Genomic DNA, 25,347 nt, shown 5'->3' with positions numbered 1-25,347 from the left:
CCCCTTCCCCTCGCCCCGTCCGTTCCGTAACGCCGGGGGACAGGCGAGGAGAGCGCGATGCAGACGACGGCGGGCGACGGCCATGACGAGATCCGCGACGCCGTCCGCGCGCTGTGCCGCGAGTTTCCCGACGAATACCACCGCGGCGTGGACGAGGCGCGCGCCTATCCCGAGGCGTTCGTCGATGCGCTGACGAACGCCGGCTGGATGGCCGCGCTGATCCCCGAGGAATATGGCGGCGCCGGGCTGGGCCTCGCCGAGGCCTCCGTCATCATGGAGGAGATCAACCGCGCCGGCGGCAATTCGGGCGCCTGCCACGGGCAGATGTACAACATGACCACGCTGGTCCGCCACGGGTCGGAGGAGCAGCGCCGCCGCTACCTGCCCGCGATCGCGCGTGGCGAGCTGCGGCTGCAATCGATGGGCGTGACAGAGCCGACCACGGGCAGTGACACCACCCGCCTGCGCACCACCGCCGAGCGGCGCGGCGACCGCTACGTCGTCAACGGGCAGAAGGTGTGGATCAGCCGCATCCAGCACAGCGACCTGATGATCCTGCTGGCGCGCACCACGCCCGTGGACCGGGTGGCGAAACGGTCCGAGGGGCTGTCGATCTTCCTGGTCGACGTGAAGCAGGCGCAGGCGAACGGCATGACCGTGCGGCCGATCCTCAACATGGTCAATCACGAGACCAACGAGCTGTTCTTCGACAATCTCGAGATCCCGGCGGAGAATCTGATCGGCGAGGAAGGCCAGGGCTTCCGCTACATCCTCACCGGCCTCAACGCCGAGCGCACGCTGATCGCGGCGGAGTGCATCGGCGACGGCTATTGGTTCGTCGACCGGATCGCGCGCTACGCCGCCGAGCGCCACGTGTTCGGCCGCCCGATCGGGCAGAACCAGGGCGTGCAATTCCCCATCGCGGAGGCGTTCGTCGAAGTGGAGGCCGCCAACCTGATGCGGTTCGAGGCGTGCCGCCGCTACGACGCGGGGCTGCCGTGCGGGACGCAGGCGAACATGGCGAAGTATCTCGCCGCCAAGGCATCGTGGGAGGCGGCGAACGCCTGCCTGCAATTCCACGGCGGCTTCGGCTTCGCCTGCGAGTACGACGTCGAGCGCAAGTTCCGCGAGACGCGGCTGTACCAGGTCGCGCCGGTCTCGACCAACCTGATCCTCAGCTACGTTGCCGAGCACGTGCTCGGCCTGCCGCGGTCCTACTGATGCCCGGCATCACCGACTGGATCGGCCGCGAGGAGGCGGCGGAGGACGTGCTGACCCCCGCCCTCGCCGCCCGCTTCCACGCGACGCTCGCGCTGCCCGGCGCTGCGCCGCGCGAGGGCGAGCCGGCCCCACGGCTGATCCACTTCTGCCTTTGCCAGTCCGTCGCCCCGGCCGATGCGCTGGGCGAGGACGGCCACCCCGCGCGCGGCGGCTTCCTTCCTCCCGTCGCCCTGCCGCGCCGGATGTGGGCGGGGAGCGAGATCGCCTTCGCCGGCGACCTGACCGTCGGCGACCACGTGCGCCGCACCTCGCGCATCGTCGACGTCGTCGAGAAGGAGGGGCGCAGCGGCACCCTGTGCTTCGTCACCGTCGATCATCGCATCGACGCCAACGGCGCGACGATGGTGCGCGAGCGGCAGTCGATCGTCTATCGCGACGCGGGCGGCGCGGCCCCGCCCTCTGCCGACGCGGCGACGGCCGGCACGGCGGTGGAAACGATCGTCCCCACGCCCACGCTGCTGTTCCGCTATTCCGCGCTGACCTTCAACGGCCATCGCATCCACTACGACCGCGATTACGCAACGGGCGTGGAAGGCTATCCCGGCCTGGTGGTCCACGGTCCGCTGCAGGCGACGCTGCTGCTGCACCTCGCCGCGCGGGTGCGCGGCGCGCCACCCGACGACTTCACCTTCCGCAGCGCATCGCCGCTGTTCGACGGCCAGCCGATGCGGCTGCACGCGGGCGACGTGGTCGACGGACGCCTCGACCTGTGGACCGCAGGCGCGGGCGGGCCGGTGGCGACGCGGGCGCAGGCGCGCTGGCGCTGAGCGTCACTCCGCGTCGGGCTGGTTCTCTGGCGCGGCGCGGCGGAAGGCGTCGAGCGCCCCGCACGCCGCCTCGATCGCCAGCAGCCGCGGCCAGCGCAGGTCGACGCCGAACCGCCGCGCATTGTAGAGCTGCGGCACCAGGCAGAGGTCCGCCAGCGTCACCTGCGCGCCGAATGCGAACGGCCCGGCTTCCGCGCGCAGCAGCGCGTCGACCGCGGCCAGCCCGTCATCGATCGTCTCGCGCGCCCATGCGTCCGCGTCCACGCCCAGCGCGCGCAACCGTTGCAGCACCTTCAGGTTCTGCACGGGGTGGATGTCGCACGCGATCGCCTGTGCCGCCGCGCGCACCCGCGCCCGCGCGACCGGCGCGGCGGGCAGCAGCGGCGGGTCCGCGTACATCTCGTCGAGATATTCGCAGATCGCCAGGCTCTGCGTCAGCACCGCGCCGTCGACCGCCAGCGCCGGCACCAGCCCCTGCGGGTTTAGCGCCAGGAAGTCCGCGTCGCGCTGCTCCCCCTTGCGCAGGTGGCGGAAGGCGTCGGCGTGATCGACGCCCTTCAGCGCCAGCGCGATCCGCACCCGCCACGACGCGGTGGAGCGGTAATAGCCGTGGAGGACGGGCGCGCTCACGCCGCCGCCGCGCCGACGGTGATCGTCAGCGGCTCCAGCCCGGCGATGGTGCCGGTCAGCACCGCACCCGGCTCCACCGCGGCGACCCCGGCGGGCGTGCCGGTGAAGATCAGGTCGCCCGGCTCCAGCCGGTAGAAGGTGGAGAGATGCGCGATCAGTGCGGGCACCGGCCAGGTCATGTCGGCGAGGTCGCCCTCCTGCCGCACCGCGCCGTCGACGGCGAGCGCGATCGGCCCGCGGTCCGGATGGCCGACCGCGGTGGCCGGGTGGATCGGGCCGACCGGCGCGCCCTCTTCCACGTTCTTCGCCGCGTCCCACGGCCGCCCCGCCGCCTTGGCCGCCGCCTGCAAGTCGCGCCGCGTCATGTCGAGGCCGACCGCGTAGCCGTAGACGTGGCTCAGCGCGTCGGCCTTCGGGATGTCGCGCCCGCTGTGCGCCAGGGCGACCACCAGCTCCACCTCGTGCTGATAGTCGCGCGTCTGCGGCGGATAGGCGATCGTCGTGCCGGACGGCACCGCCGCCTGCGCCCATTTGGTGAAGAAGAACGGCGCCTCGCGCGCCGGGTCGCCGCCCATCTCGCGCGCATGGTCGGCATAGTTGCGGCCGATGCAGAAGATGCGGCCGACCGGATAGTCGCCGCCCCCGGCGACGGGCAGCAGCACGGGCGGAAGGGCGGGGATCACGAGCGTCATGCGGTCTCCTTCGTCATCGCACCGCCCCGCTCGCCAGCAGCCGGTCGAGCAGCGACAGGCGCAGCGCGATCTCCTGCCGGTACGAGGTCCGCGCGGGCGACAGCGCCAGCGCGCGCGCCCAGTACGGCCGGGCCTCGCGGAACTGCCCGGCGCGGACATAGGCCATGCCGAGGTAGAAGGGCGGCGCGGGATGCTCCGGCGCCAGCTGCGCGGCACGGCGGAAGGCGAGCAGCGCAGGCGGGGACACCTGATCGCGCGCATCCGCCGCCAGCGTGGTGCCCAGCCACGTCCACAGGATGAAGCTGCGCGGCAGCTTGGCGACGCCGCCCAGCACCACGCGCGCCGCCGCGCCGGTATCGCCGACGCGCGCCATCGCGTCGGACGCGATCAGATAGGCGGTGTCCGCGGTGTAGCGGCCGAGCAGGCTGTCGCGCAGCGCGATCGCGCTCGGCTCGATCGGCGTCACCGTCGCCACCGCGCGCGCCGGGGCGGCGGGCAGCGACGGCCGCCCCTGCCACGCGTAACCCGCGGCGCCCAGGCACAGCGCCGCCGCGGCCAGCGACCACAGCAGCCGGTCGACCCGCAGCAGCACCAGCCCGGCGAAGGCGGCGACGGCGAGCATCGCGAGCGCGAGGAACCCCATCGCCGCTCAATCCTCCAGCGTCGTCGTTTCGTGCATCCGCCCGGCGACCTCGGGCGGCATGTACTTCTCGTCGTGCTTGGCCAGCAGGTTGGTGGCGGTGAAGGAACGGTCGGCGTTGAAATGCCCCTCCGCCACGACGCCAGACCCCTCGCGGAACAGGTCCGGCGCGATGCCGCTGAAGGTGACGGGCGTGGTCGCGCGCCCGTCGGTGACGACGAAGGCGATCGACACGCCGTCGCGCGCGCGGCGGATGGACCCTTTCTGCACCATGCCGCCCAACCGCACCGCCTGGTCGGGCGGGGGCACAGCGCGCGCCACGTCACCGGGGGCGTAGAAGAACGCAGCCTGGTCCTTCAGGCCCGACAGCGCCAGCAGGGCCGCGGCCAGGATCGCGCCCACCGCCAGCAGTGCCAGCGCCAGCCGCTGGTTCTTCGCGGTCACTTCTCCGCCTCGCGCATCGCCCGCCAGGCGAGCAGCAGGACCAGCCCGGTGGTGCCGAGCGTGACCGCATAGGCCGCGGCGACGAAGGGCCAGGGGTTCACGCCACCACCGCCGGCCGCGCCTTGCGCCGCAACCGGGCTTCGGCCTTCGCGCGCGCCAGGATGGTGCGCATCCGCATCAGCACGATGGCGCCGAACAGCAGGGTGAAGCCGAGGATCGTGAACGGCAGCGGCCACAGGATCGCGCCGTCGATGCTGGATCGCGTCAGCCCGATGCTCGCCCCCTGGTGCAGCGTGTTCCACCACACGACGGAATAGCGGATGATCGGCAGCAGCACGGTGCCGGCGAGGCCGTAGAGCGCGGGAATGCGCCCGTCGCCGCCGCGCTCGCGATCCGCCTGCGCCAGCGCGAGATAGCCGAGGTAGACGAAGAACAGCAGCAGCATCGACGTCAGCCGCCCGTCCCACTGCCACCACGTCCCCCACGTCGGCCGTCCCCAGATCGCGCCGGTGACGAGGCACAGGGCGGCGAAGGTCGCCCCCGGCACCGCGATCGCCCGCGCCGCCACGTCGGCGAGCGGGTGGCGCCAGACGAGGAAGACGAGGCTGGAGATCGCGATCCCGCTCCACCCGCCCATACCCAGCCAGGCGGCGGGCACGTGGATGTAGAGGATGCGTACCGTCTCCCCTTGCAGATAGTCCGCCGGCGTCCGCGTCAGCCCCGCCCAGCAGCCGATCGCCACCAGTGCCGCGCCGAGCAGCAGCAGCACCGGCGTCAGCGGCCGCGCGATCTTCAGGAAGCGCGCGGGATTGGCGAAGGCGTGGAGCGAAGGCACGCGCGCGCGATAGGGGATAATGCCGGCCCCGTCACCCCGTCACCCCGTCACCCCGTCACCCCGTCACCCCGTCACCCCAGCGCGCACCGCGCGGTACGGCGCTCCGTCGTGCCCCCTGGCCGCCGACCGATCGTCAGGCCAAGCTCAGCGCCCGATCAGCCGCGCCGCGATCCGGTCCGCCACCTCGGCGGTGGGATCGCCCGTCGCCGCCGCCTCGTCCCATACCTGGTCGAGCCGGCCGGGGATCTGCGCGATGCGCGCCATCACCTCGGCCTCGTCGCCGTGGCCGAGATACTCCAGGCCGACGTTGATGATGCCGCCCGCGTTGATGACGTAGTCGGGCGCGTAGACGATCCCCGCCTCGTGCAGGCGGCGGCCGTCCTCCCTGGTCGCGAGCTGGTTGTTGGCGCCGCCCGCCACGATCCGCGCCTTCAGCGAAGCGATCGAGGCCTCGGTCAGGATCGCGCCCAGCGCATTGGGGCTGACGATGTCGACGTCCGCCGCCAGCACCGCGTCGGGCGCCACGGTCGTCGCGCCGAGTTCCGCCGCCAGCCGCTCCGCGCGCGCCTGGTCCACGTCGGCGAGCGTCAGCACCGCGCCGTCGCCGGCCAGCAGCCGGGCGAGGCCGCCGCCGACCGATCCCGTGCCCTGCACCGCGACTCGCACCCCGCGCATGTCGTCGGTGCCGAGACCCCGCTTCGCCGCCGCCTTCACGCCCAGGTAGACGCCGTGCGCGGTGAACGGACCGGGGTCGCCACCCGCCGCGCCTTCGGCCACCGGCAGGCCGGAGACGTAGCGCGTCTCGACGGCGATCACCTTCATCCGCGCCTCGGACATGCCGACGTCCTCCGCGGTGACGTAGCGCCCGCCGAGCGACTCGACCGCGCGGCCGAAGGCCACCAGCTGCGCGTCGGCGATCGTCTCGCCCGGTCGCGGCGCCAGCACCACGCCCTTGCCCCCGCCCAGTTCGAGCCCGGCCATCGCGTTCTTGTAGCTCATGCCGCGCGACAGCCGCAGCGCGTCCGTCACCGCGCGCGCGTCGTCGGCATAGTGCCAGAAGCGCACGCCGCCCGCCGCCGGGCCGAGCGCGGTCGAGTGGATCGCGATCACCGCCTTCAACCCGCTCGCGGGATCGGTGAACAGGTGGACGCCCTCGTGAGCGTCGAAGTCGGGATAGTCCCAAACGGAGGTCATGGCCGCATCACTCGCGCAGAAGATCGTTGCTTCGCAGCGCAATATTATTGTTTGACCGGGAACGCCAGCCCGAAGCGGCGGAGTGGGGCGACCGACGGGACTTGAACCCGCAACTTCCGGCATCACAAGCCGGCGCTCTAACCAATTGAACTACGGTCGCCGCGAAGAGCCGCCCCCTAGCGGCACATCGGCGCGGGTGCAAGCGGGGAGAACCGGCCGTTCAGAACCGCCCTTCGATCGCGATCATGCGCGCCGCGCCGTTGGCGACGAAGCCGCTGGCGTCCAGCCGCTGCGCCGTCGCGGGGTCGCTCGGCACCAGCGTCATCTCCGCGCGGTAGCGCCCGTCGGGCCACAACCGCAGCGCCACCCCCTCCACCCCGCCGGGGCTCTGCAACGGCAGCAGCAGCGCGCCGCCGTCGCAGCGCGCACCGCCGCTGACGCTGCCGGGCAGCGGCTGGCCGAGGTAGCTGCCCGCCAGGCTCGCGCGCACACGCCCGTCCGCGCTCTCGCAGGCATTGTCGACGAAGCGGACGCTGACGTCGTCGAGGTCCAGCCCCGTGACGGGCAGCGGGGCGAAGGCGGCGCCCGCGGGTAGCGGCCCGTCCGCGTCCAGCACCGCCGCGCGGTTGCGCGCGATCTCGACGGTGCCGGACAGGCGCTGCGCCGGGTCGGCCGCCTGCCCTTCCAGCGCGATCCGCGCGCGCCCGATCAGCAGCGCCAGCGGCGAGACCCCGGCATCGAGATCGCCCAGCGCCACGTCGCCGAAGCGCGCCTCCACCAGCCGGCCGGACCACAGGCTGCCCGTCACCTCGCGCGCGGAGAAACCCTGCGAATCGAGGCCGGCCCAGCCCAGCGCCAGCCGCATCGGCAGGAACAGCAGCAGCGCCGCCACGAACAGCGCCAGGAACAGGGTGCGGCGACGGGTGGCCAGGCGGATCCGCATCACGCCCCCCGCCGTACCAGCGTCATCTGCGCGTTGACGGTGCCATCGCCGTTGCCCGCCACCGTCACCGCCTCCGCCAGCACGCCGCTGCCCTCCAGCCCGGCGATCCACGCGGTCAGCGCGCCCGCCCGCGCCGACGCCACGCCCGCGCGCACGCGGTCGGCACCGTCCGGATCCAGCGTCGACAGCGTCAGCCCCGCGCCCTGCGCGCTGGTGCGCACCGCATCGGCCAGCGCGCCGGCCAGCGGCGGCCCGGCACGGCGCTGCGCCGCCTTCACCTGCGCCAGCCCCGCCTGTGCCTCGCCTAGTCGTACCACCGCGTCGGTGTAGCGCGCGCGGGTGGAGGACAGGCCGTTGCGCACGGGCATGATGACGGCCGCCCACACCAGCGTCACCGCGGCGAGGCCGAGCATGACGAGGATCAGCCGCCGCTCGCGCAGCGATCGCCCGGCGAACCAGTCGCGCAGTTCCTTCACCGCGGCCTCCTCATGGCGCCACCGTCAGGTCGCCGGTCAGGCGGCCGTTGGCGGACTGGAACACGCTGGCCGTGACGGCGAAGCCGGCGCGCTCCAGCCGCGCCTTGACCGCATTCGCCTCGACCTCGCTGGCCGCCGACAGCGACACGCGCATCGTGCCGTTCGGTTCGAACTGCAATCCCGTCACTTCCGCACCGGGGGAGGCCTGCACCACCTGATAGACCGCGGCGGCGGTGGCGCTGAATCCCGCGCCCGGACCGCGGAGTGAAGAGAGCCGCGCCGCCAGCATCCGCCCGGCGTCGCCCTCCCCCGCCGCCGCGCCGCGGGCCAGGCCCTGGCGCGCGATCGTGTCCGCACGCGCCTCGATCGCGTCGGCACCGAAGGAATAGCGCGCGATCCGCACCACGTCGATTGCCAGCGTCAGCAGCAGGATCAGCGCCGCCATCGCCGCCAGCCGGCGGACCAGCGGCCAGTCGATCGCGCGGCGGGTACGGCGCGCGAACGGCCCCTGCCGCAGGTCGAGCGGCAGTGCGGCGAGCGACGCGGCGGCGGCGGCGTGGACGACGTCGCGCGGCAGCGTCTCCGGGGCCGTTCCCGCGGTGACCAGGTCGGTCAGCCGCGCCTCGTCGGCCCAGCCGCTCGTCCGCCCGCGAACGACCGATTGCCCGGCCAGATCGGCCCGGACATGGCCCTCCTCGGGGGCGGGCAGCAGCAGCGGCGCGGGGACGATCGCGGCGGGATCGATCCCCTCCGCCGCCAGCCGCGCCAGCCAGCCCGCCATGCGATCGGGCGCGACCACCGCCACCGCGCGCTCCCCACCCGCGGCATCGCGGCCGACCGCCACGTGCAGGTCGTGCGCGGGCACCGCCGTCGCATCGCCGACGACGATGCGCGCCGCGGCCATCGCCTGTGCGGGCGAGCGGGCGGGCAGGTCCGCCCAGTGCAGCGTCACCGCGTCCGCGGGCGCGACCGCGACGACCGCCGCATCGTCCGGCGCGGGCAGCCCCTCGCCCTCGTCGACCACCGCGTCGCCCGCCACGCGCCACCAGCGCCACGGCGCGGCCTCGTCGGGCGGCAGGAAGAGGAGCGTGGCGGTCGTCATGGCGCATCCCCCCATTGCCGCGATGCGAGCCGGACGGGAAGCCTCCGCGCGTCGATCAGCGCGGTCTCGTGCAATTCGGCGCCCTCCGCGACCACGTCCACCGCCAGGCGGAACCAGCTTGTCTTCACGCTGGTCTGCTGGCGCGCGTCGAACGCGGCGGTGCCCGCGCCGCCCAGCGACAGCTGGTTCCAGAACGCGTCGGTGCTGGCGTAGCCCGTCTCCGGCCGGCGCAGCAGCAGCGCGCGGACCTGTTCCGGCCCCACGCCGTCGGGCATCAGCATGGCCAGCAGCGGCGCCTGTTCCGGCAGCAGGGTATTGACGTTGATCGACGACGGCTCGGCCAGCGGCAGCGTGCAGAGCCACGGCCGCAGCGCGGCATAGGAGGGCGCATCCACGCCGGCGACCGCGCGCAGCTCGCTCGGATCGGCCAGCAGCGTGCCCGCGGTGCGCCGCCCGCGATAGCTCGCATCCTCCGCGCCCTGCGCTAGCGCCACGTCGTCGCTGTCGATAAAGTCGGCGGTGGCGGCGGCGATCCGCTCGCCCTCCGACAGGCGCAGTACGCGCGCGAGCCGGGCGAAGCGCGTGATCTGGAACGGATTGGCGGCATAGCTGCCGTCCGGCGCGCGCGCGACCAGACCGTTGAGGTTGAAGCAATTGCCGCCGTCGGTGACGCGCGCGGTGGCGGTGCCGCCGGGCACGGGCAGGCCGAACGGCCGCCCGCTCCACCCGCCGATCAGCGCCACGCGGTCGGGCGACTGGCGCAGCAGCGCGGTGACGCGCGTGGTCGCCAGCGTCTCCGCGGCATAGGCGTAGCCACGCGCCCGGTCGATCGCGACCGCGTTGGCGGCGATGCGCGTCGACAGCCGCAGTCGCTCCAGCGCCGTGGCGGCCATCACCGCGATCACCGCGACCAGCAGCAGCACGGTGAGCAGCGCGGCGCCGCGCTCGCCCTTACGCCGGCGCCTCATGGGGGCGGCGCACCGGTGGGTTGCGGATCGGGAGTCGCCTGCGCGCGCGGCGCGCCGGTCCCGACCAGGAACATCATGCGGTAGCGGCGCCCGTCCTCGCGCAGCAGCGTCAGCTCCGCCGCGCGAGGGAGCGCGGCCTGCGCGTCCCCTTCCCACCGGTCGCTCCACGCCCCGGCGTAGCGGAAGCGCACCCGCGCCTCGCGCACGCCCTCCACCAGCGCGGCGGGCGACAACGGCGGCGCGCCGTCCAGCGCGGGATAGGCGATCCGTTCCAGCGTGCCGCCGGTCAGCCGATATTCCACCTTCTGCAGGTCCGCGCGGGGCACCGCGTCGGGATTGGCCCAGCCCGCGCGCACCAGCCGCAGCAGCGGCACCGCGCCGGTCGCCCCGGCGAAGGCGGGCAGCCGCACGCCCGCCTCGTCGCGCACCGGGCGGTCCTGCGCCTGCGCCAGGTCCGCGGTCATCACCGAGGCGAGACGGTTCACCGCGCCGAGATCGTCCAGCACCGCGTCCGTCGCGCCCTGCGCGCGCACGCTGAAGGCCAGCAGCGCGACGCCCGCGGCGGCGATCATGCCGAAGATCATCAGCGCGATCATCACCTCGACCAGCGTGAAGCCGCCCGAACGCTCGCTTCTCGCGCGATCGGGCGCCCCGGCGACGGCCGGGGCCCCGCGCGAGGCGCCGGCTCGCCGAAGCCGCCTCACCGCCCCACCGTCGCGATCGGCGGATCGGGCGGGCGCACCATCGTCATCCGGCCGAGCCGCGTGCCCGCCGCATCCGCCACCGTCACGTCCACGCGCTGCACGTCGCCGTCGCCGATCGCCGACACCGTCCGCGTCCAGCGCCACGGCAGGCCGCCGTTCTCCTCCACCCCGCTGGCGCGACCGCGCGGCGGCGGCGCGGCGGCGGTGACCGCGTCGATCGCGACGTTGCGCGCCACCATCTGCGCCAGCAGCGTCGCGCGCACCACGCCGGTGGAGCGGATCGTCTGCCCTTCCAGCCGGATCAGCGCCAGCGCGGCGAGGCTGAAGACGGCGAGCGCCACCATGATCTCGACCAGCGTGAACCCGGCACAGGCCGGGTTGCGGCCCGACCGCTCACCCCGCGACACGGACGCTTCCGTCCGCCGCCACGGCGACCTCCGCCCGCGTACCCTCGCGCGTCAGCGTGACGGTGAGCGGGCGGTCGGCGAGGCCGGTGGGGTCGAACGTCACCCGCTCGCGCACCAGCCCCACCGCGCGGGTTCCCTCGTTCCAGCGCGCGACCTTCAGTCCCGCGGCATCCGCGGGGGTCCAGCGCCCGCCGCGCCACGCGTCGAAGCCATAGCCCTCGCGCGTGATCCACAGGCTGACCGGGCGCCCGGCGACGATCGCCGCCTCGTGCGCGGCGCGCGTGCGCGTGGCGAAGCGCGCCGCCTCGTCCATCAACCTTCCGCGCGGATCGGGCATCGCCAGCACCACGGCCGCCGACGCGATGCCGATGACGGCGATGACGACCATCAGCTCGACCAGCGTGAAGCCGGCCTCCCGCCGGCGCTCGCGACGGCGGGAGGCCGCCTCGGCGAAGGCCGGGGCCCAGGGCCAGGAACGCTCGCGTTTCCGGCCGTTACTGCCAGGAGCCGATGTCGGCATCGATCCCCTCGCCCCCGTCCTTGCCGTCCGCGCCCAGTGTCCACACGTCGGCGGCGCCGTGCTGTCCGGGCGAGGCGTACAGATAGGCGCGGTTCCACGGATCCTCCGGCAGCCGCTTGATGTAGCCGCCCGCCTGATAGCGGCCCGCGTCCACCCCGGCGGGCGCGGTGACCAGCGCGTTCAGCCCTTGGGTGGTCGTCGGATAGCTGCCCATCTGAAGGCGATAGAGCTCCAGCCCCTGCTCGATCGTGGCGATGTCCGCCTTCGCCTTCTGCACTCGCGCGGTGTCCCCCGACGGCAGCACGTTCAGCGCGACGATGGTGGCGAGCAGGCCGATGATGACGATGACGACCATCAGCTCGACCAGGGTAAAGCCCGCCTCGCGCCGGCGCTTGCGATGGCGCGAGGCCGCCCCGCCGGAGGCCGGGGCCCAGGCGGGTGAGAATCGAGGCTTCCCCGGCACACTGCCTCTCCCTTCGGGCTGAGCGCAGTCGAAGCCCATGCGCGGGGCGTGCCCTTCGACTTCGCTCAGGGTGAGCGGAGGATGGGAGATTTCGGAAGGAATGAGCATCAGAACCTCATTGTCCCGCCAGCGTGTTGAGCTGGAGGATCGGCAGCAGGATGGAGAGCACGATGGTCGCCACCACCGCGCCCATCACGACGATGATGGCGGGTTCCAGCAGCGACATGGCGGTGGCGGTGAAGCGGTCGAACTCGCGCTCGAGATAGTCGGCGGCGCGCTCCAGCATCTCGTCCAGCCGCCCCGCCGCCTCGCCGCTGGCGGTGAGATAGACCAGCAGCGGCGGGAACACCGCGGTACGCCGCATCGCCGAGGACAGGCTGCCGCCACCGCGGATCGCGTCGGTGATCTCGTCCGACGCCGCCTTCAGCCGCCGGTTGTGGATCGTGCCCGCGGTCAGGTTCAGCCCCTCCAGCAGCGGCAGCCGGCTCGCCACCATCGTCGACAGCGTGCGCGCCATCCGCGCCGCGTGCAGGTCGCGCAGCAGCCGTCCCAGAAGCGGGACGCGCAGCAGCCACGTGTCGAATGCCAGTCGCACCGGCGGCTGGCGCAGCGCCGCCCAGCCCGCCATCGCGGCCAGGCCGACGAGCAGCAGGATCAGCCACCACCAGCCGGTGATGAGCGCGGACAGCGCGATGACGAGACGGGTGAGCAGCGGAAGCTCCTGACCCACGGTGTCGAACTGCTCCACCACCTGCGGGACGACGAAGGCCATCAGCGCGATGACGACGCCCATGGCGACCACCGCGAGGATCGTCGGATAGGCCATGGCGGTCAGCAGCTTGCCGCGGATCTCCGCCTGGCGTTCGAGGAGGACGGAGAGCCGCTCGAGGATGGTCGGCAGCGTGCCCGAACTCTCGCCCGCGGCCACCATCGCGCGGTACAGCGGCGGGAAGCTCCTCGGCTCGCGCGCCATCGCGTCGGCGAGGCGGCGTCCCTCCACCACCGCGGCGTGGACCGCGGCGACGATGGTGCGCACGTGCTCCTGTTCGGTCTGGCGCGTGATCGTGCGCAAGGATTCCTCCAGCGGCGACACGCGGCTCAGCGTCGCGAGCTGGCGGGTGAACAGCGTCAGCTGCTTGCCCGACATCTTCCGGCGCGCGAGGTCCAGCCCGAACAGCGGCCGCCCGCGCGCGGCGGGCGCGGCGCCGGGCTCGATCCGCACGACGTACAGGCGACGGCGGTCGAGCGCCGCGCGTGCCGCGTCGATCGACGCCGCGGCCACGTGCCCGCGCGTCTCGGCACCGCGCGTGTCGATGGCGAGATAGTCGAAGTCAGCCAACCTCCTACATCCTCCCCGGCATGGGGAGGGGGACCATGCGCAGCATGGTGGAGGGGGCGGGCCGCAGGCGGTGCGTCTCGTGGCACGCCGCCTCCACCACTCGCTTCGCGAGCGGTCCCCCTCCCCGTCCCGGGGAGGATAGGATCGGCTCACGCATCGCCCATCGCCGCCGTGTCCGCGTCCGCATTCTCCGCCCGGCTCACCCGCACCGCCTCCTCCGCGGTGGTCAGCCCCTGCTCCACCAGCCGCCGCGCCGCAGTCGCCAGCGTGTCGCCACCCCCGCCTTCCTTGGGCGCGAAGGCGTGGCGCGCGATCGCGTCCTCGTCGCCGCCTTCGTTGATGAGGCGGCGAATCGTCGCGTCGACGCGCACCGCCTCGAACACGCCGATGCGGCCCTTGAACCCGGTGCGGTTGCACTGCTCGCACCCCACCGCCTCGTACACCGTCGCCGCCGGGTCGACGCCCAGCAGCGGCGCCACCGTCTCGCCCGCGGGCACCGCGTGGCGACAGGCGGGGCACAGCCGGCGCACGAGCCGCTGCGCGATCACCGCGCGCAGCGTGCTGGCGAGCAGGAACGGCTCCACCTTCATGTCGCGCATCCGCGTGATCGCGCCCACCGCGTCGTTGGTGTGCACGGTGGACAGGACGAGGTGCCCGGTCAGCGATGCCTGCACCGCGATCTCGGCGGTCTCGCGATCGCGGATCTCGCCGATCATCACCGTGTCGGGATCCTGGCGCAGGATGGCGCGCAGCCCCGCGGCGAAGGTGAGGCCGACCTTGGGATTGACCTGCGTCTGGCCGACGCCCTCCACCGCATATTCGACCGGGTCCTCAACGGTCAGGATGTTGCGGCTGCCGTCGTTCAGCAGGCGCAGCACGGCGTAGAGCGAGGTTGTCTTGCCGCTGCCGGTCGGCCCGGTGACGAGGATGATGCCGTTGGGTTCCGCGATCGCCTCGCGCAGCAGCGCGTACATCGGCGCCGTCATGCCCAGCGCGTCGAGGTCGATGCCCGCATTCTCCTTGTCCAGGATGCGCAGCACCACGCGCTCGCCCGCGCGGCTGGGCAAGGTGGAGACGCGCACGTCGAGCAGCTTGCCGCCCAGCGTCAGCCCCATGCGTCCGTCCTGCGGCACGCGCCGCTCGGCGATGTCGAGCCGCGCCATCACCTTCACACGGCTGACCACCACGGGCGCGACGTGCGGCGGCATCCGCAGCGTCTCGCGCAGCACGCCGTCGATCCGCATCCTGACGACGAGGCCGGTCTCGTACGGCTCGATATGGATGTCGCTGACGCCATTCCTCGCGGCGTCGGCGATGATGCCGTTGATGAGGCGGATGGCGGGGGCGTCGTCGGCGGTGTCGAGCAGGTCCTCCGCGGTGGGCAGCCCCTCCGCCAGCAGGTCCAGCTCGTCGCCCATGCCCACCGCGGCGGCGGCGGTCGCCTGACCGTCCATCGCGTAATTGTCGCTCAGCAGCCGGTCGAAGGCGGTCGGCGCGACCACCTCCACGTCGAACGGGCGGCGCAGCACGCGGCGCACCTCGATCAGCGCACGCGGATCGCTGCCCTCTCGCAGCGCCACCTTCTCGCCCGACAGGCACACGCCGAACCGGCGCGCGAAGGCGTAGGGAAGCGCCACCGGCGGTACCGCGATCGACGGCGCCTCGGCCAGCACCTCACCGGCCTCCGGCTCGGCGCCGGTGCGGACGATCACCGCCGCTTCTCCCGCGGGATCACGACGGTGGAGTTGCGCTGCACCGGCACGCCGACGCGCGGATCCTCGATGCTGCCCGGCTCGCCCGCGGGGGGCAGCGGCGGGCTGGCGCCGAGATAGTCGCGCACCAGCGCGTCGATCGACGGCTCGGTCCCCGGCTCCTGCATCCCCTGCTGAAGCCGCACCTGACCGTATTTCTGCTCGGTCACGCGGCGGTTGTCCTCCGCGGTGCGGATGATGCGCGGGCGCAGGAAGATCATCAGGTTCGTCTTCGCCCGCGTCCGCGCGCGCGACTTGAACAGATTGCCGAGCACGGGGATGTCCCCCAGCAGCGGGATCTTCTCGATCGTGCGCCGCTCCTCGTCGCTCAGCAGCCCCGCGATGACGCCGATCGATCCGTCGTCGAGCGTCAGCGTGGTCTCCACCTCGCGCTTGTTGAGGATCAGGTCCGAATTGTCGCTGCTGACCGGCCCTGCGATCGAGCTGACCTCCAGGTGCAGGTTCAGCTTCACCGTCCCCGACGAATTCACCTGCGGGCGCACGTCGAGCCCGATGCCCACGTTCTGTCGCTGGACCGTGCGGAAGGCGTTGTCGAAATTGTTCGACAGCGCCTGCCCCGTCGTGATCGGGATTTCCTGGCCGACCAGCGTGTGCGCTTCCTGGTTGTCGAGCGTCATCAGCTGCGGCACCTGGAGCAGGTTGGACTGCGTGTCGCCCTTCACCGCATTGATGATCGCGCCGAACACGGTGGAGCCGATCTGCCCGCCGAACCCGCCGAACCCGCCCGACGATCCGATGATCGAATTGATCGCCGATTGCGTCAGCTGGTCGGACGCGGAGTTGTTCGTCGTTGTCTCCGTCCGCGTGCCGTCCGCGCCGATGGTGACGGTACGCGAGGAGCCGAGCGCCTGCGCGCCCACCGCACCCGCGATCTGGAGGATGTTGGGCGCGGAATTGCTGAACGTGGACGCCGCGAACGCGCCGCCGTCGAGATTGCCGAGCAGGAATTGCGCGCCGAGCCGGTTCACCGTCTGGTCGGACACCTCCGCGACGATCGCCTCGATCATCACCTGCTGGCGGCGGCGGTCCAGCTTCTCGATCACGTCGGACAGCTGGCGCTGCACGTCGGCGGGCGCGGCGATGACGATCGCGTTGGCCCCGGCGAAGCGCGTGACAACCGCGGCGGTGCGCCCGCCCGCGCCGGTGATCGCCGCCTGCTGCGGCGCGGCCCCGCCGCCGGTGGTGGTCGTGGTCGTCTGCGACTGCTGCGGGGCGAGACCCGACGACGGCGTGGTGCCGCTGCCATTGCTGCTGCTGGTGCTGCTGACGCCCGTCTTCGTCAGCGTCGTCTCCTGGATCGCGTCGGGCGCCTGGCCGACCAGCTGCTGGAGCACGGGCAGCAGCTGCGCCGCATCCGCATTCTCCAGGAAGACGACCTTGATCTCCGTCGCGTTGCGCGCGCGCTGGTCGAGATCGCGGGCGAGGCCGGCGAGCCGCGCGACCGTGGCGGGATCGCCGCGCAGCGCGACCGCGTTGCTGCTCTCGATCGCCACCGCCGACGCGCCCACCCCGCCCGCCGCGCCGCCCGGCTGCGCGCCGATCAGCCCGGCGAGCGCGGTGGCCACCTCCGCCGCGCGGGCGTTGCGCAGCGCGACGATGCGGGTCGCCGCAGTGTCGGTGTCGACGCGCCGGATCACCTCGCGCACGCGGCGGATGTTGTCGGCGAAATCGACCACGACCAGGCTGTTGCCGCCGCGGTTGGCCGTCACCGACCCTTGCGCGCTGACCAGCGGGCGCACGGTTTCCACCGCCTGCGTCGCGTCGACCGAGCGCAGCCGAATGATTTCCGTCACCAGGCTGTTGCGCGCCGCGCCCGCCACGCCCACCCGGCCCGGCTGCGACGCCGCGCCCTCGATCGGCTGGACGCGGAAGCTGCCGTTGGCGGTGGGCACCGCGACCAGCCCGTTGGCGCGCAGCGTGGAGAGGAAGACCTCGAAATACTCGGAGCGCGACAAGGGACGGTCGGTGACGACCGTCACCTTCCCCTGCACCCGGCTGTCGATGATGAAGGTACGCCCCGTCACCTTCGCCGCGTCGGCGATGAAGGCGCGGATGTCGGCGTCGCGCACGTTCAGCGTGGTCTGCCCCGCGGCGGGGAGGGCGAGCGGCGCGGAAAGGGTAGCGACCAGCGCGGTGGCGGCGAGGAGGGAACGCATCACTGGGCCACCGGGATCGTCAGCGGAAGGGATTGGCCGCCGCGCTCGACCGTCAGCGCCAGCGTGCCGGCGGCCGCGCCCTCGCGCGCCAGCCGGTCGAGATCGGCCGGGCCGGCGATGGGACGCCCGCCGATCGCGGTCACGACATCGCCGTCGCGAAGGCCCGCGGCGGCGAAGGCGGAGCCGCCCTGCCCGCGCACCGTCAGGCCGCTGATCCGGCCGGCGTCGATGCGCGGAATGGCAGTGATGTCGGCGCGGAGCTGATCGACCGGGATCGCGCTGCCGCCGCCCACCGCGGGCGCGCCGGCGGTCAGCGGGGCGCCCGCGGCGGGGGGCGGCGCCGCGGGGGCGCCGGCAGCGCCGGACTGGTCGAGGAACAGGTCCTCCGCCGCGCCGCCGCGATCGAGCGTGACGTGGTCGAACGCCACCGCCTTCAGCACGACCCCGGGCGCCACTTCCTCACCCACGCTGACCGAACGCTGCATCCCGTCCGGCCCCGCCACGATCGCGGAGCCGCCGCCGGCGGCGGCATCGATGCGGGTGCCGAACAGCGTCAGCTGAAGCGAGGTGACCGCCGCCGGTCCCTGCGCCTGCGCGGCGCCGCTGACGCGGAAGAACGGGTCGAAGCCGGCGATCACGCCCGCGGGATCGGCGGGGATGGCGGGGCCGGTCGGCACCCAGGCGCCCAGCGGCGCGACCGGGGTGACGATCGTCCACAGCAGCCGCGCCGCCTGCACCGCCAGCCCGGCGAGCAGCGCCAGTTCCACCACCGAATAGACGTTGACCACCGGCAGCCGCCTGAGGATCGCCCGTGCCCGGGCGTCGAACTTCAATCGCATCCGCCTGCAAAACTCCCGCCCGCGCCGGCTACGTGCGACATGTTACAGCGGCATTGCAGCCTTGTGTAATATTTCTCCGCTTGAGGTGCGGGCGCGCGCGGTGGCAGGAACATCGGTATGGCCGACGCATCGATCGCCGCGCGCATCGCCGCGCAGCCGGGCATCCAGCGAGTACCCAGCCCCAAGCTGACGCTGTTCGTGAAGCGTGGCTTCCTCGACGCGGGCGCCTGCGCCGGGCTGGTCGCGATGATCGACGCGCAGCGCCGCCCCTCCACCGTGTCCGACTTCAACGGCGACGCGGCGTTCCGCACCAGCGAGACCTGCGACCTGGCCGCCGCGGACCCGCTGGTGGCGGCGGTGGACGCGGCGCTGGCCGCGTTCACCGGCCTCGACCCGCTGCACGGCGAGCCGCTGCAGGGCCAGCGCTACGCCGTGGGGCAGGAGTTCAAGGCGCACACCGACTATTTCGAGCCGAACGGCGTCGATTACGACCGCTATTGCTCGGTCGCGGGCAACCGGACGTGGACGGCGATGGTCTATCTCAACGAACCCGAGGCGGGCGGCGCGACGCGGTTCAAGGCGGTGGACAAGACGATCCAGCCGGAGACGGGAAAGCTGGTCTGCTGGGACAATCGCCGCGCGGACGGATTGCTGAACCCCGCCACGATCCACCACGGCATGAAGGTGCGCGCCGGGACCAAGTACGTCATCACCAAATGGTATCGCGAGCGGCCGTGGGGCTGGTGATCGGGCGGGCGGAGGCGGGGCGCCGGCGGCTCGCCGACCGCTCGCGTCCGGCGACGGATCGCGGCCCCGTCACGTAGTCGCGGTGCGGTTCGCGCGTCACGCATAGCCGGCGCGATGACCCGACCCGACGCTGCTCAGGGGCGGCGACCGGGACCCGATCGGGCAGCCCGATACGACGGCGCGCGACGCGCATCGTCGGCCGTACCTCGCCAACCTCCGCCATCCCGACACGCGTCTCGGCGCGGCGAGATCACCGGTGACGTCGCGCCTTGCACCGGCGCGAGCGAAGGTCGGCCGTCGCTCGGCGGACGAGCGGGGATCGTCACGCTCCCGCGATCACGCTGGCCCGCCGGCATAGGCGTAGGGGCCGCCCGCGGCGAGCGCGCGCTGGTAGGCGGGACGCGCGTGGACGCGCTCCAGCCACGCCATGGTGTTCGGACGCGATGCGCCCAGGCCGCCGCGGCTGACCGCCGCCTCCAGCGGGAAGCTCATCATCACGTCCGCCGCGGTCAGCGCATCGCCCGCGAACCAGGGGCGGTCCGCCAGCCGCGCCTCGACGAAGTCGAGGTGGCGGTCCAGCATCGGCTGCACCCGCTTTGCCGCGCGCTTGCCCAGCAACGGGATGCGCGAGAGGACCAGCAGCAGCAGCAGCGGCGGCATCAGCGAGCCCTCGGCATAGTGCAGGAAGAAGCGGTAATCGAGCGCGGCGTCGCGGCGCGACGGCGAGCCGAGCCGCCCGTCCGCGCGATCGACCAGATACTCGGCGATCGCCCCCGTCTCCGCCACGACCCGGCGCCCGCCCCCGTCCTGCGGTGCGGTGTCCTCGATCACCGGCGACTTGCCGAGCGGGTGGATCGCGCGCAGCTCGGGCGGGGCGAGCATCGTCGCCTTGTCCCGCTCGTAGCGCTTCACCTCGTAGGGCAGCTCCAGCTCCTCCAGCAGCCACAGCACGCGCTGCGAGCGGCTGTTCTCGAGATGGTGGACGATGATGGTCATTCGGTGTCCCCTGCTGCGACGGCGTGCCAGACGAAGATCGCGGCAGTGAACGCGACGACGCCGTCGCGGGTCCGTGCGGCGAACAGGTCGGCGAGCCGCGCCTCCATCGCGGCGCGCGTCGCCGGGTCGGCGGCGGCGAGCGCCGCGGCGGCCGTGCCGATGCGGCGGTAGAAGCCGAGCGCGTCGGCGACCGGATCCGCGCCGGCGCCGACGACGTAGCGGACGTCGTGCGCGGCGACGCCGGCGTCGCGCCACCCGGCTCGTGCGAGCATCCCGGCGACGAAGCAGCGATCGGCGAAGCCGTACGGACCGGGGGCGTAGCCCGGTGACGCCGGCACGCGGAGGCCGAGCGCGGCGTCGACCGCGGCCGACCAGTCGTTCTCGCGTCGCGGGCGGAAGCAGGAGAAGACGAGCGGCGCGCCCGGCCGGCACGCCTTGCGCAGCCGCGCGAAGGACGCAGCGGGATCGGCGAAGAACATGACGCCGTGGCGCGAGACGAGGAGGTCGACAGGCGCGAGTTCCTCCGCGACCGCCACCGCATCGCCCGCGACGAAGGCGGGACCGCCCCGTCCGCCGACGCGCCCGCGGGCGATCGCGAGCAGGTCTTCGGACAGGTCCGCGCCGGTGATTGCCAGTTCCGGTCGCACGGCGGCGAGCGCGAGCGCGGTGCCGCCGACGCCACAGCCCAGGTCCACCGCGCACCCGGCCGCGGGTGCCACGGCGGTGACCGCGGCGTCCAGCGTCGCGCCGATCGCGGCAAAGGCACGCTCGGTCCGCGCATGTTCCGCCGCCCAGCTGCGCCCCACCGCGCCGGTCCAGGCGGCAGCGTCGGTCACCGCCGCGCGAGAAGGGCGACACCGCCCGCCAGCCGCGGGCCCGGCCGCGCCGGCGCCACCGCCACCTCCCCGCCTGCCTCCCCGCCTGCCCGTGTCATGCAGCACCGCCCCGCTCGACCGTCGACCCGTCGACGCCACCCGTCCGCGTCGATCCGCCCTCTCCAGGTCGCGCGATCAGACGTCGTCGTCCGGCCCCTCGCCGACCATCATTTCCTCCGCCACCGCCTCCGTGCGGGCGCGGATCGCCTTTTCCAGGCGGTCGGCCATCTCCTGATTCTCGCGCAGGAAGGTCTTCGCGTTCTCGCGTCCCTGGCCGATGCGGACGCTGTCGTAGCTGAACCAGGCGCCCGACTTCTCGACCAGCCCGGCCTTTACGCCCAGGTCCAGGATCTCGCCGATCTTCGAGATGCCCTCGCCGTACATGATGTCGAACTCGACCTGCTTGAACGGCGGCGCGACCTTGTTCTTCACCACCTTCACGCGGGTCGCGTTGCCGACGATGTCGTCGCGATCCTTGATCTGCCCGGTTCGGCGGATGTCGAGGCGGACGGAGGCGTAGAACTTCAGCGCGTTGCCGCCCGTCGTCGTCTCCGGATTGCCGTACATCACGCCGATCTTCATGCGCAGCTGGTTGATAAAGATCACCATGCAGCGCGAGCGGCTGATCGATCCGGTCAGCTTGCGCAGCGACTGGCTCATCAGGCGCGCCTGCAGGCCGACGTGGCTGTCGCCCATCTCGCCCTCGATCTCGGCGCGCGGCACCAGCGCGGCGACCGAATCGACCACCAGCACGTCGATCGCGTTGGAACGGACCAGCGTGTCGGTAATCTCCAGCGCCTGCTCGCCCGTGTCGGGCTGCGACACGATCAGCTCGTCGATGTTGACGCCCAGCTTCTTCGCGTAGACGGGATCGAGCGCGTGCTCGGCATCCACGAACGCGGCGGTGCCGCCCATCTTCTGCGCCTGCGCGATCACGTGCAGCGCGAGCGTGGTCTTGCCCGAGCTCTCCGGCCCGTACACCTCGATCACGCGGCCGCGCGGCAGCCCCCCGACGCCCAGCGCGATGTCGAGGCCGAGCGAGCCGGTCGAGATCACCTCGACCTGCATCGTCTCCTTCTGGCCCAGCTTCATCGCCGAGCCCTTGCCGAAGGCGCGGTCGATCTGCGCCAGTGCGGCGTCCAGCGCCTTTTGCCGATCCGTAGTCGCGGTTGCCATGCCCGTGTCGATCACCTGAAGTTTGGCGGCCATCTGCCTTGTCCCTCGCTAGAGCACCCGCGCGCTTCGTTCAACGCGAGTGTTGGATGTACCCCATCCGTTCCAAAAGAACAAGTGGAGAACTTCAGTGCGAAATCAAGGGCGGTAGCGCTGCGTCCCTGCGCGAAAGGCAGCGCTGCCGAAGCTCGCCTCGAACGCGGCGTCGTGCGCGACGTCGCCGGGATCGCGCAGCATCCGCTTCAGAAGGGCGAGCGCCCCCGGATCGTTGGCGGCGATGCGGTGGGCGACGGCGGCGGGATTGCCGATCGCGTCGGCCAGGCCGATCCGCCGCGCCTCGTCCGCGTCGATCGCCTCGGCGGTGAACAGCAGCCGCGCCGCCGCCCCCTGCCCCACCCGCGCGACCAGCCGCGCCACGTCCGCCGCGGGATAGCCGATGCCCAGCCGCGCCGGCGGGATGGCGAAACGCGCGGCCGGCGCGGCGACGATCAGGTCGCATGCCATCGCCAGCGCCACCGCGGCGCCGAAGCATCCGCCTTCCACCGCGGCGAGCGTCGGCACCGGCAGCCGCGCCACCGCCTCGATCCCCGCGCGCATGGCCTCGCGAAAGGCGGCGCGCGCGGGCACGTCGTCGGTCAGCCGGGCGAGTTCGGCGAGGTCCGCGCCGGCGGAGAAGATCCCGGGCACCGCGCTGGCGATCACGACGACGCGCGCGTCCGCGTCCACCCGCGCCGCTGCATCCGCCAGCGCGTGCCACGCCGCCACGGGCAGGGCGTTGCGCGCCGGCGCGCGATCCAGCGTCAGCGTCGCGACGCCCGCGTCGAGGTGCAGCGCGATCACGCGATCGTCGTCGCCAGCCGCCACCAGCCGGGCCGCGCGCACGCCACGGCGGCGTCGGCGGCGTCGCGCGCGGCGGCGTCGGCGAACAGCGCGAAGCAGGTCGCGCCCGATCCCGACATCCGCGCCAGCGTGGCGCCCGGCTGGGCGGCGAGCAGCGCGACGACCTCGGCGATCACCGGGGCGATCGCCGCCGCGGGCGACTGGAGATCGTTGCGCCCGGCGAGCGCGCGCGCCAGCGTCTCGCCCGCGGCGACCGGGCCACGGTCGGTCCCGTCCCACCGCGCGAACACCGCCGCGGTGGAGACCGCCACACCGGGATTGACGAGCAGCGCGGGCATATCGCCCAGCCCCGGGACCGGCACCAGCGCGTCCCCGCGCCCGCTGCCGAAGGTGGCGCGGCCGAGCAGGCAGGCGGGCACGTCCGCACCGAGCGCGGCGGCGACGGCGAACAGTCGCGGGTCGTCCGCCGCCACGCCGTGCAGCCGCGCCAGCGCGCGCAGCGTCGCCGCCGCGTCGGCCGATCCGCCGCCGATGCCCGACGCGACGGGCAGGTGCTTGTCGAGCATGATCGCGTGCGGCTGCGCGACGCCGAACGCGGCGCGGAACGCGGCTTCGGCGCGGACGACCAGATTGTCCGATCCGGCCAGTCCCGCGGCGAACGGCCCGACGACCGCGAAGCAGGGCACCGGCCAGCGCTGCACCTCCACCTCGTCGCCGTGGCGCGCGAAGGCGAACAGCGTCTCCAGCTCGTGATAGCCGTCGTCGCGGCGGCGGCGGACGTGGAGCGCGAGGTTGATCTTCGCCGGCGCGGCCTCCCGTATCACAGCCCGTCCGCGATCTTCGTCGCCAGCCGCGCGGCATCGTCGCCCTCGCCCATCTGCCGCGCCGCGGTCCAGGCGTAGCGCGCCTCGAACCGGCGCCCGGCGGACCAGTAGACGTCGCCCAGGTGCTCCGCGATCTCCGCATTGGCCGGGTCGGCGGCGGCGGCGCGCTCGATCAGCGGCAGAGCGCGCGCCAGCTGCCCGCGGCGATAGAAGGACCAGCCCAGAGAATCGGCGATGGCGGCGTCGTCGGGCTGCAGTCGCGCCGCCTTCTCCAGCATCGCCTGCGCCGCGCCCGCACGCTCGCCATGCTCGATCAGCGAGTAGCCGAGATGGTTGAGCGCCAGCGGCTGCTCCGGCCCCAGTGCCACCGCCCGCTCCAGCGCCGGGCGCGCCGCCGCCCAGTCGCCGGCCAGCTCCAGCGCGGCACCCAGCTGGAGCCACTCGGCCCAACCGGCTCCCGCGCGCTCGACCAGGGCGCGGTAGAGCGGCACCGCCTCCGCCGGGCGATCGAGCCGCAGGTACAGGTCGGCGAGCCGGCTCGCGTCCGCCGCGCTGGCGGTTCCCGCGGCGCGCGCGGCGGCCAGCGCCTCCTCGTCGCGGCCGGCGGCCGCCAGGATCTGCACGCGCCCGGTGGCGGCGGCGGCGGCGTGGATGCTGTCGGCGGGGATCGCGGCCAGCGTCGCCACCGCCTGGTCGGTCGCGCCGTCGCGCGCCAGCGCCCCGGCGAGCAGAATGGCGGCGCGATCGTTGCGCGGGTCCGCGCGCAGCGCCGCGCGCAGCAGCGCGTAGCTGACCGGCGAGGGCGGACCGAGCGCGAGGTCGGAGGCGACCCGCGCGAACAGGTGCGAGGCGGCGGAGGCCAGCGTCGGCGCCACGCCCGCGGCGCGATCGTCCACCCGCGCGCGCAGCGCGACGATCGCGGGCGCCTCGCCCACCAGCAGCGTGCGCGCCGCCGCCGCCTTGCCCTGCGCGATCAGCAGCCGCGCCGCGAACAGGCGGTTGTCCTGCGCCGCCTGATCGTTGCCCAGCCGGGCGTGGAGCGCGGCCAGGCCCGCATCGGTGTCGCCGCGCGCGATCTGCGCCAGCGCGCGCGTCTCCTCCAGCAGGCGGCGCGCGATGGCGTCGCCTCCTCCCGCGCTCGTGGCAGCCGGCGTCGCGCTCTCCCGGCCGGTCCAGGCGCGCAGCGCGGGCGCGAAGATGGCGAACTGTCCCGCGGCCAGCCGGTCGATCGCCGCCCCGGCGGTGGCGGGATCGCGCACCGCCTGTCCCGCGGCCAGCAGCGCGGCGTCGGCGGGCGCCGCCCCGCCCAGCGCCGCGGCGGCGCGGTCGGCGAGCGCCAGGTCGCCCGCGCGCACCGCCTCGCGATAGGCGCGGATCGCGACCACCGGGCTGGCGGCGTCGGCGGCAAGCGCGCGGGCGTAATCCTGCGCCGCCGCCGCCGGCCGCCCGTCCGCATCGGCGGCGCGCGCGCGCATGTACGCGGCGAGGTCGCCGGTGACGGCGTGCGCGGGGGTGGCGAGCAGCAGCGCGGCGACGGCGAGGAGGCGACCACCCCGGCGCACGCCGGGATTCAGCCGGGGAACGATCGTGACGGCGCGCCGGGGTCCGTCATCCTGGCCGACGCAACGGGCCCCCGGCGTGCGCCGGGGTGGTGCGGCGGGTTGGAGACGGGTCATGCCGCCAGCCTAGCCCAGCACGGCCTGCCGCGGCCACCCCTCAC

Annotated in this window: 27 protein-coding genes and 1 tRNA gene; 3 read left to right on the top strand and 25 right to left on the bottom strand. The window is 73.7% G+C overall.

Translation table 11 applies throughout. The features are described from left to right. The first annotated feature begins 57 nt into the window (after window positions 1-57). Together HBH26_RS06865 and HBH26_RS06860 are read left to right on the top strand one after the other, a co-directional pair. The gene (locus HBH26_RS06865) at window positions 58-1,221 is read left to right on the top strand and encodes an acyl-CoA dehydrogenase family protein (RefSeq protein WP_168133837.1); all 1,164 of its coding nucleotides are present in this window, start codon (window positions 58-60) and stop codon (window positions 1,219-1,221) included. Beyond that, window positions 1,221-2,048 carry an HTD2 family dehydratase gene (locus HBH26_RS06860; RefSeq protein WP_168133836.1) on the top strand — a complete coding sequence of 276 codons (828 nt, stop codon included), beginning with the start codon at window positions 1,221-1,223 and terminating at the stop codon, window positions 2,046-2,048. The genes HBH26_RS06865 and HBH26_RS06860 overlap by 1 nt, the downstream gene beginning before the upstream one ends. A 3-nt stretch (window positions 2,049-2,051) precedes the next feature. Here HBH26_RS06860 and maiA read toward each other — a convergent pair whose 3' ends face one another. The 19 genes from maiA to HBH26_RS06765 all read right to left on the bottom strand — a co-directional run bounded on the left by maiA (window position 2,052) and on the right by HBH26_RS06765 (window position 18,172). Then, window positions 2,052-2,678 (bottom strand): maleylacetoacetate isomerase, encoded by a 627-nt coding sequence (gene maiA, locus HBH26_RS20635; protein ID WP_168133835.1) that lies wholly within the window; start codon window positions 2,676-2,678, stop codon window positions 2,052-2,054. Then, window positions 2,675-3,370, bottom strand: coding sequence for a fumarylacetoacetate hydrolase family protein (locus tag HBH26_RS20630; RefSeq protein WP_168133834.1), 696 nt, complete (start codon window positions 3,368-3,370; stop codon window positions 2,675-2,677). Before HBH26_RS20630 ends, maiA begins: the two co-directional genes overlap by 4 nt. A gap of 13 nt (window positions 3,371-3,383) precedes the next feature. After that, complete coding sequence (locus HBH26_RS06845) at window positions 3,384-4,013, bottom strand: tetratricopeptide repeat protein (protein WP_168133833.1); 630 nt, start codon at window positions 4,011-4,013, stop codon at window positions 3,384-3,386. 6 nt (window positions 4,014-4,019) lie between these two features. Beyond that, a complete protein-coding gene (ccmE, locus tag HBH26_RS06840; RefSeq protein ID WP_168133832.1) occupies window positions 4,020-4,454 on the bottom strand; it encodes a cytochrome c maturation protein CcmE in 435 nt (144 codons plus the stop codon). A gap of 97 nt (window positions 4,455-4,551) precedes the next feature. Further along, window positions 4,552-5,289, bottom strand: coding sequence for a heme ABC transporter permease CcmC (ccmC, locus tag HBH26_RS06835; RefSeq protein WP_168133831.1), 738 nt, complete (start codon window positions 5,287-5,289; stop codon window positions 4,552-4,554). Window positions 5,290-5,433: 144 nt separating this feature from the next. Then, on the bottom strand, window positions 5,434-6,483 hold the full coding sequence (locus HBH26_RS06830; protein ID WP_168133830.1) for a Leu/Phe/Val dehydrogenase: 1,050 nt from the start codon (window positions 6,481-6,483) through the stop codon (window positions 5,434-5,436). Between the two features lie 83 nt (window positions 6,484-6,566). Continuing rightward, window positions 6,567-6,643 (bottom strand) — tRNA-His (locus HBH26_RS06825). Between the two features lie 60 nt (window positions 6,644-6,703). Beyond that, window positions 6,704-7,426, bottom strand: a complete 723-nt coding sequence (locus HBH26_RS06820; protein WP_168133955.1) for a type II secretion system protein N — start codon at window positions 7,424-7,426, stop codon at window positions 6,704-6,706. Further along, entirely contained in the window at window positions 7,426-7,902 is a 477-nt protein-coding gene (gene gspM, locus HBH26_RS06815) for a type II secretion system protein GspM (RefSeq protein ID WP_168133829.1), read from the bottom strand. The genes HBH26_RS06820 and gspM overlap by 1 nt, the downstream gene beginning before the upstream one ends. A 10-nt stretch (window positions 7,903-7,912) precedes the next feature. Then, complete coding sequence (gene gspL, locus HBH26_RS06810; RefSeq protein WP_168133828.1) at window positions 7,913-9,004, bottom strand: type II secretion system protein GspL; 1,092 nt, start codon at window positions 9,002-9,004, stop codon at window positions 7,913-7,915. Beyond that, complete coding sequence (gene gspK / locus HBH26_RS06805) at window positions 9,001-9,972, bottom strand: type II secretion system minor pseudopilin GspK (RefSeq protein ID WP_168133827.1); 972 nt, start codon at window positions 9,970-9,972, stop codon at window positions 9,001-9,003. Before gspK ends, gspL begins: the two co-directional genes overlap by 4 nt. After that, window positions 9,969-10,676: a type II secretion system minor pseudopilin GspJ gene (gspJ, locus tag HBH26_RS06800; protein ID WP_338057282.1), complete on the bottom strand. Its 708-nt coding sequence runs from the start codon at window positions 10,674-10,676 to the stop codon at window positions 9,969-9,971. Before gspJ ends, gspK begins: the two co-directional genes overlap by 4 nt. Continuing rightward, the gene (gspI, locus tag HBH26_RS06795) at window positions 10,673-11,083 is read right to left on the bottom strand and encodes a type II secretion system minor pseudopilin GspI (protein WP_338057281.1); all 411 of its coding nucleotides are present in this window, start codon (window positions 11,081-11,083) and stop codon (window positions 10,673-10,675) included. Before gspI ends, gspJ begins: the two co-directional genes overlap by 4 nt. Next, window positions 11,070-11,603, bottom strand: a complete 534-nt coding sequence (locus HBH26_RS06790; protein WP_168133826.1) for a GspH/FimT family pseudopilin — start codon at window positions 11,601-11,603, stop codon at window positions 11,070-11,072. The genes gspI and HBH26_RS06790 overlap by 14 nt, the downstream gene beginning before the upstream one ends. After that, window positions 11,578-12,066, bottom strand: coding sequence for a type II secretion system major pseudopilin GspG (gene gspG / locus HBH26_RS06785; RefSeq protein ID WP_338057280.1), 489 nt, complete (start codon window positions 12,064-12,066; stop codon window positions 11,578-11,580). Before gspG ends, HBH26_RS06790 begins: the two co-directional genes overlap by 26 nt. A gap of 115 nt (window positions 12,067-12,181) precedes the next feature. Then, on the bottom strand, window positions 12,182-13,405 hold the full coding sequence (gene gspF / locus HBH26_RS06780) for a type II secretion system inner membrane protein GspF (protein ID WP_168133824.1): 1,224 nt from the start codon (window positions 13,403-13,405) through the stop codon (window positions 12,182-12,184). A 149-nt stretch (window positions 13,406-13,554) separates the two neighbouring features. Further along, entirely contained in the window at window positions 13,555-15,078 is a 1,524-nt protein-coding gene (locus HBH26_RS06775) for a GspE/PulE family protein (protein WP_168133952.1), read from the bottom strand. A gap of 35 nt (window positions 15,079-15,113) precedes the next feature. After that, on the bottom strand, window positions 15,114-17,333 hold the full coding sequence (gene gspD, locus HBH26_RS06770) for a type II secretion system secretin GspD (RefSeq protein WP_168133951.1): 2,220 nt from the start codon (window positions 17,331-17,333) through the stop codon (window positions 15,114-15,116). Further along, window positions 17,333-18,172, bottom strand: coding sequence for a type II secretion system protein N (locus HBH26_RS06765; RefSeq protein ID WP_168133823.1), 840 nt, complete (start codon window positions 18,170-18,172; stop codon window positions 17,333-17,335). Before HBH26_RS06765 ends, gspD begins: the two co-directional genes overlap by 1 nt. A gap of 117 nt (window positions 18,173-18,289) precedes the next feature. Here HBH26_RS06765 and HBH26_RS06760 point away from each other — a divergent pair, with 117 nt between their 5' ends. Further along, a complete protein-coding gene (locus HBH26_RS06760; RefSeq protein WP_168133822.1) occupies window positions 18,290-18,919 on the top strand; it encodes a prolyl hydroxylase family protein in 630 nt (209 codons plus the stop codon). A 336-nt stretch (window positions 18,920-19,255) separates the two neighbouring features. On the opposite strand, the gene HBH26_RS06755 is transcribed toward HBH26_RS06760, so the two are convergent. The 6 genes from HBH26_RS06755 to HBH26_RS06730 all read right to left on the bottom strand — a co-directional run bounded on the left by HBH26_RS06755 (window position 19,256) and on the right by HBH26_RS06730 (window position 25,303). Continuing rightward, window positions 19,256-19,915 carry a glutathione S-transferase family protein gene (locus tag HBH26_RS06755; RefSeq protein WP_168133821.1) on the bottom strand — a complete coding sequence of 220 codons (660 nt, stop codon included), beginning with the start codon at window positions 19,913-19,915 and terminating at the stop codon, window positions 19,256-19,258. Further along, a complete protein-coding gene (locus HBH26_RS06750; RefSeq protein WP_168133820.1) occupies window positions 19,912-20,751 on the bottom strand; it encodes a methyltransferase domain-containing protein in 840 nt (279 codons plus the stop codon). The genes HBH26_RS06755 and HBH26_RS06750 overlap by 4 nt, the downstream gene beginning before the upstream one ends. A 174-nt stretch (window positions 20,752-20,925) precedes the next feature. Beyond that, a complete protein-coding gene (gene recA, locus HBH26_RS06745; protein WP_168133819.1) occupies window positions 20,926-21,999 on the bottom strand; it encodes a recombinase RecA in 1,074 nt (357 codons plus the stop codon). Window positions 22,000-22,101: 102 nt separating this feature from the next. Next, complete coding sequence (locus HBH26_RS06740; RefSeq protein ID WP_338057278.1) at window positions 22,102-22,827, bottom strand: enoyl-CoA hydratase/isomerase family protein; 726 nt, start codon at window positions 22,825-22,827, stop codon at window positions 22,102-22,104. Continuing rightward, on the bottom strand, window positions 22,800-23,627 hold the full coding sequence (locus tag HBH26_RS06735) for a 4-(cytidine 5'-diphospho)-2-C-methyl-D-erythritol kinase (protein WP_168133818.1): 828 nt from the start codon (window positions 23,625-23,627) through the stop codon (window positions 22,800-22,802). The genes HBH26_RS06740 and HBH26_RS06735 overlap by 28 nt, the downstream gene beginning before the upstream one ends. Beyond that, window positions 23,624-25,303 carry a tetratricopeptide repeat protein gene (locus HBH26_RS06730; protein WP_239024606.1) on the bottom strand — a complete coding sequence of 560 codons (1,680 nt, stop codon included), beginning with the start codon at window positions 25,301-25,303 and terminating at the stop codon, window positions 23,624-23,626. The genes HBH26_RS06735 and HBH26_RS06730 overlap by 4 nt, the downstream gene beginning before the upstream one ends. Window positions 25,304-25,347 lie beyond the last annotated feature (44 nt).

The sequence above is a fragment of the Sphingomonas corticis genome (assembly GCF_012035195.1).
GTDB lineage: Bacteria > Pseudomonadota > Alphaproteobacteria > Sphingomonadales > Sphingomonadaceae > Sphingomonas > Sphingomonas corticis.
This window is presented reverse-complemented; position numbering and strand designations above follow the sequence as displayed.

Coding starts and splice junctions, on each gene's coding strand:
- HBH26_RS06865 (WP_168133837.1), top strand. CDS start 58: ATGCAGACGACGGCGGGCGACGGCCATGACGAGATCCGCGACGCCGTC.
- HBH26_RS06860 (WP_168133836.1), top strand. CDS start 1,221: ATGCCCGGCATCACCGACTGGATCGGCCGCGAGGAGGCGGCGGAGGAC.
- HBH26_RS20630 (WP_168133834.1), bottom strand. CDS start 3,370: ATGACGCTCGTGATCCCCGCCCTTCCGCCCGTGCTGCTGCCCGTCGCC.
- HBH26_RS06845 (WP_168133833.1), bottom strand. CDS start 4,013: ATGGGGTTCCTCGCGCTCGCGATGCTCGCCGTCGCCGCCTTCGCCGGG.
- HBH26_RS06830 (WP_168133830.1), bottom strand. CDS start 6,483: ATGACCTCCGTTTGGGACTATCCCGACTTCGACGCTCACGAGGGCGTC.
- HBH26_RS06820 (WP_168133955.1), bottom strand. CDS start 7,426: ATGCGGATCCGCCTGGCCACCCGTCGCCGCACCCTGTTCCTGGCGCTG.
- gspL (WP_168133828.1), bottom strand. CDS start 9,004: ATGACGACCGCCACGCTCCTCTTCCTGCCGCCCGACGAGGCCGCGCCG.
- gspK (WP_168133827.1), bottom strand. CDS start 9,972: ATGAGGCGCCGGCGTAAGGGCGAGCGCGGCGCCGCGCTGCTCACCGTG.
- HBH26_RS06790 (WP_168133826.1), bottom strand. CDS start 11,603: ATGCCGACATCGGCTCCTGGCAGTAACGGCCGGAAACGCGAGCGTTCC.
- gspD (WP_168133951.1), bottom strand. CDS start 17,333: ATGCGTTCCCTCCTCGCCGCCACCGCGCTGGTCGCTACCCTTTCCGCG.
- HBH26_RS06765 (WP_168133823.1), bottom strand. CDS start 18,172: ATGCGATTGAAGTTCGACGCCCGGGCACGGGCGATCCTCAGGCGGCTG.
- HBH26_RS06760 (WP_168133822.1), top strand. CDS start 18,290: ATGGCCGACGCATCGATCGCCGCGCGCATCGCCGCGCAGCCGGGCATC.
- HBH26_RS06755 (WP_168133821.1), bottom strand. CDS start 19,915: ATGACCATCATCGTCCACCATCTCGAGAACAGCCGCTCGCAGCGCGTG.
- recA (WP_168133819.1), bottom strand. CDS start 21,999: ATGGCCGCCAAACTTCAGGTGATCGACACGGGCATGGCAACCGCGACT.
- HBH26_RS06730 (WP_239024606.1), bottom strand. CDS start 25,303: ATGACCCGTCTCCAACCCGCCGCACCACCCCGGCGCACGCCGGGGGCC.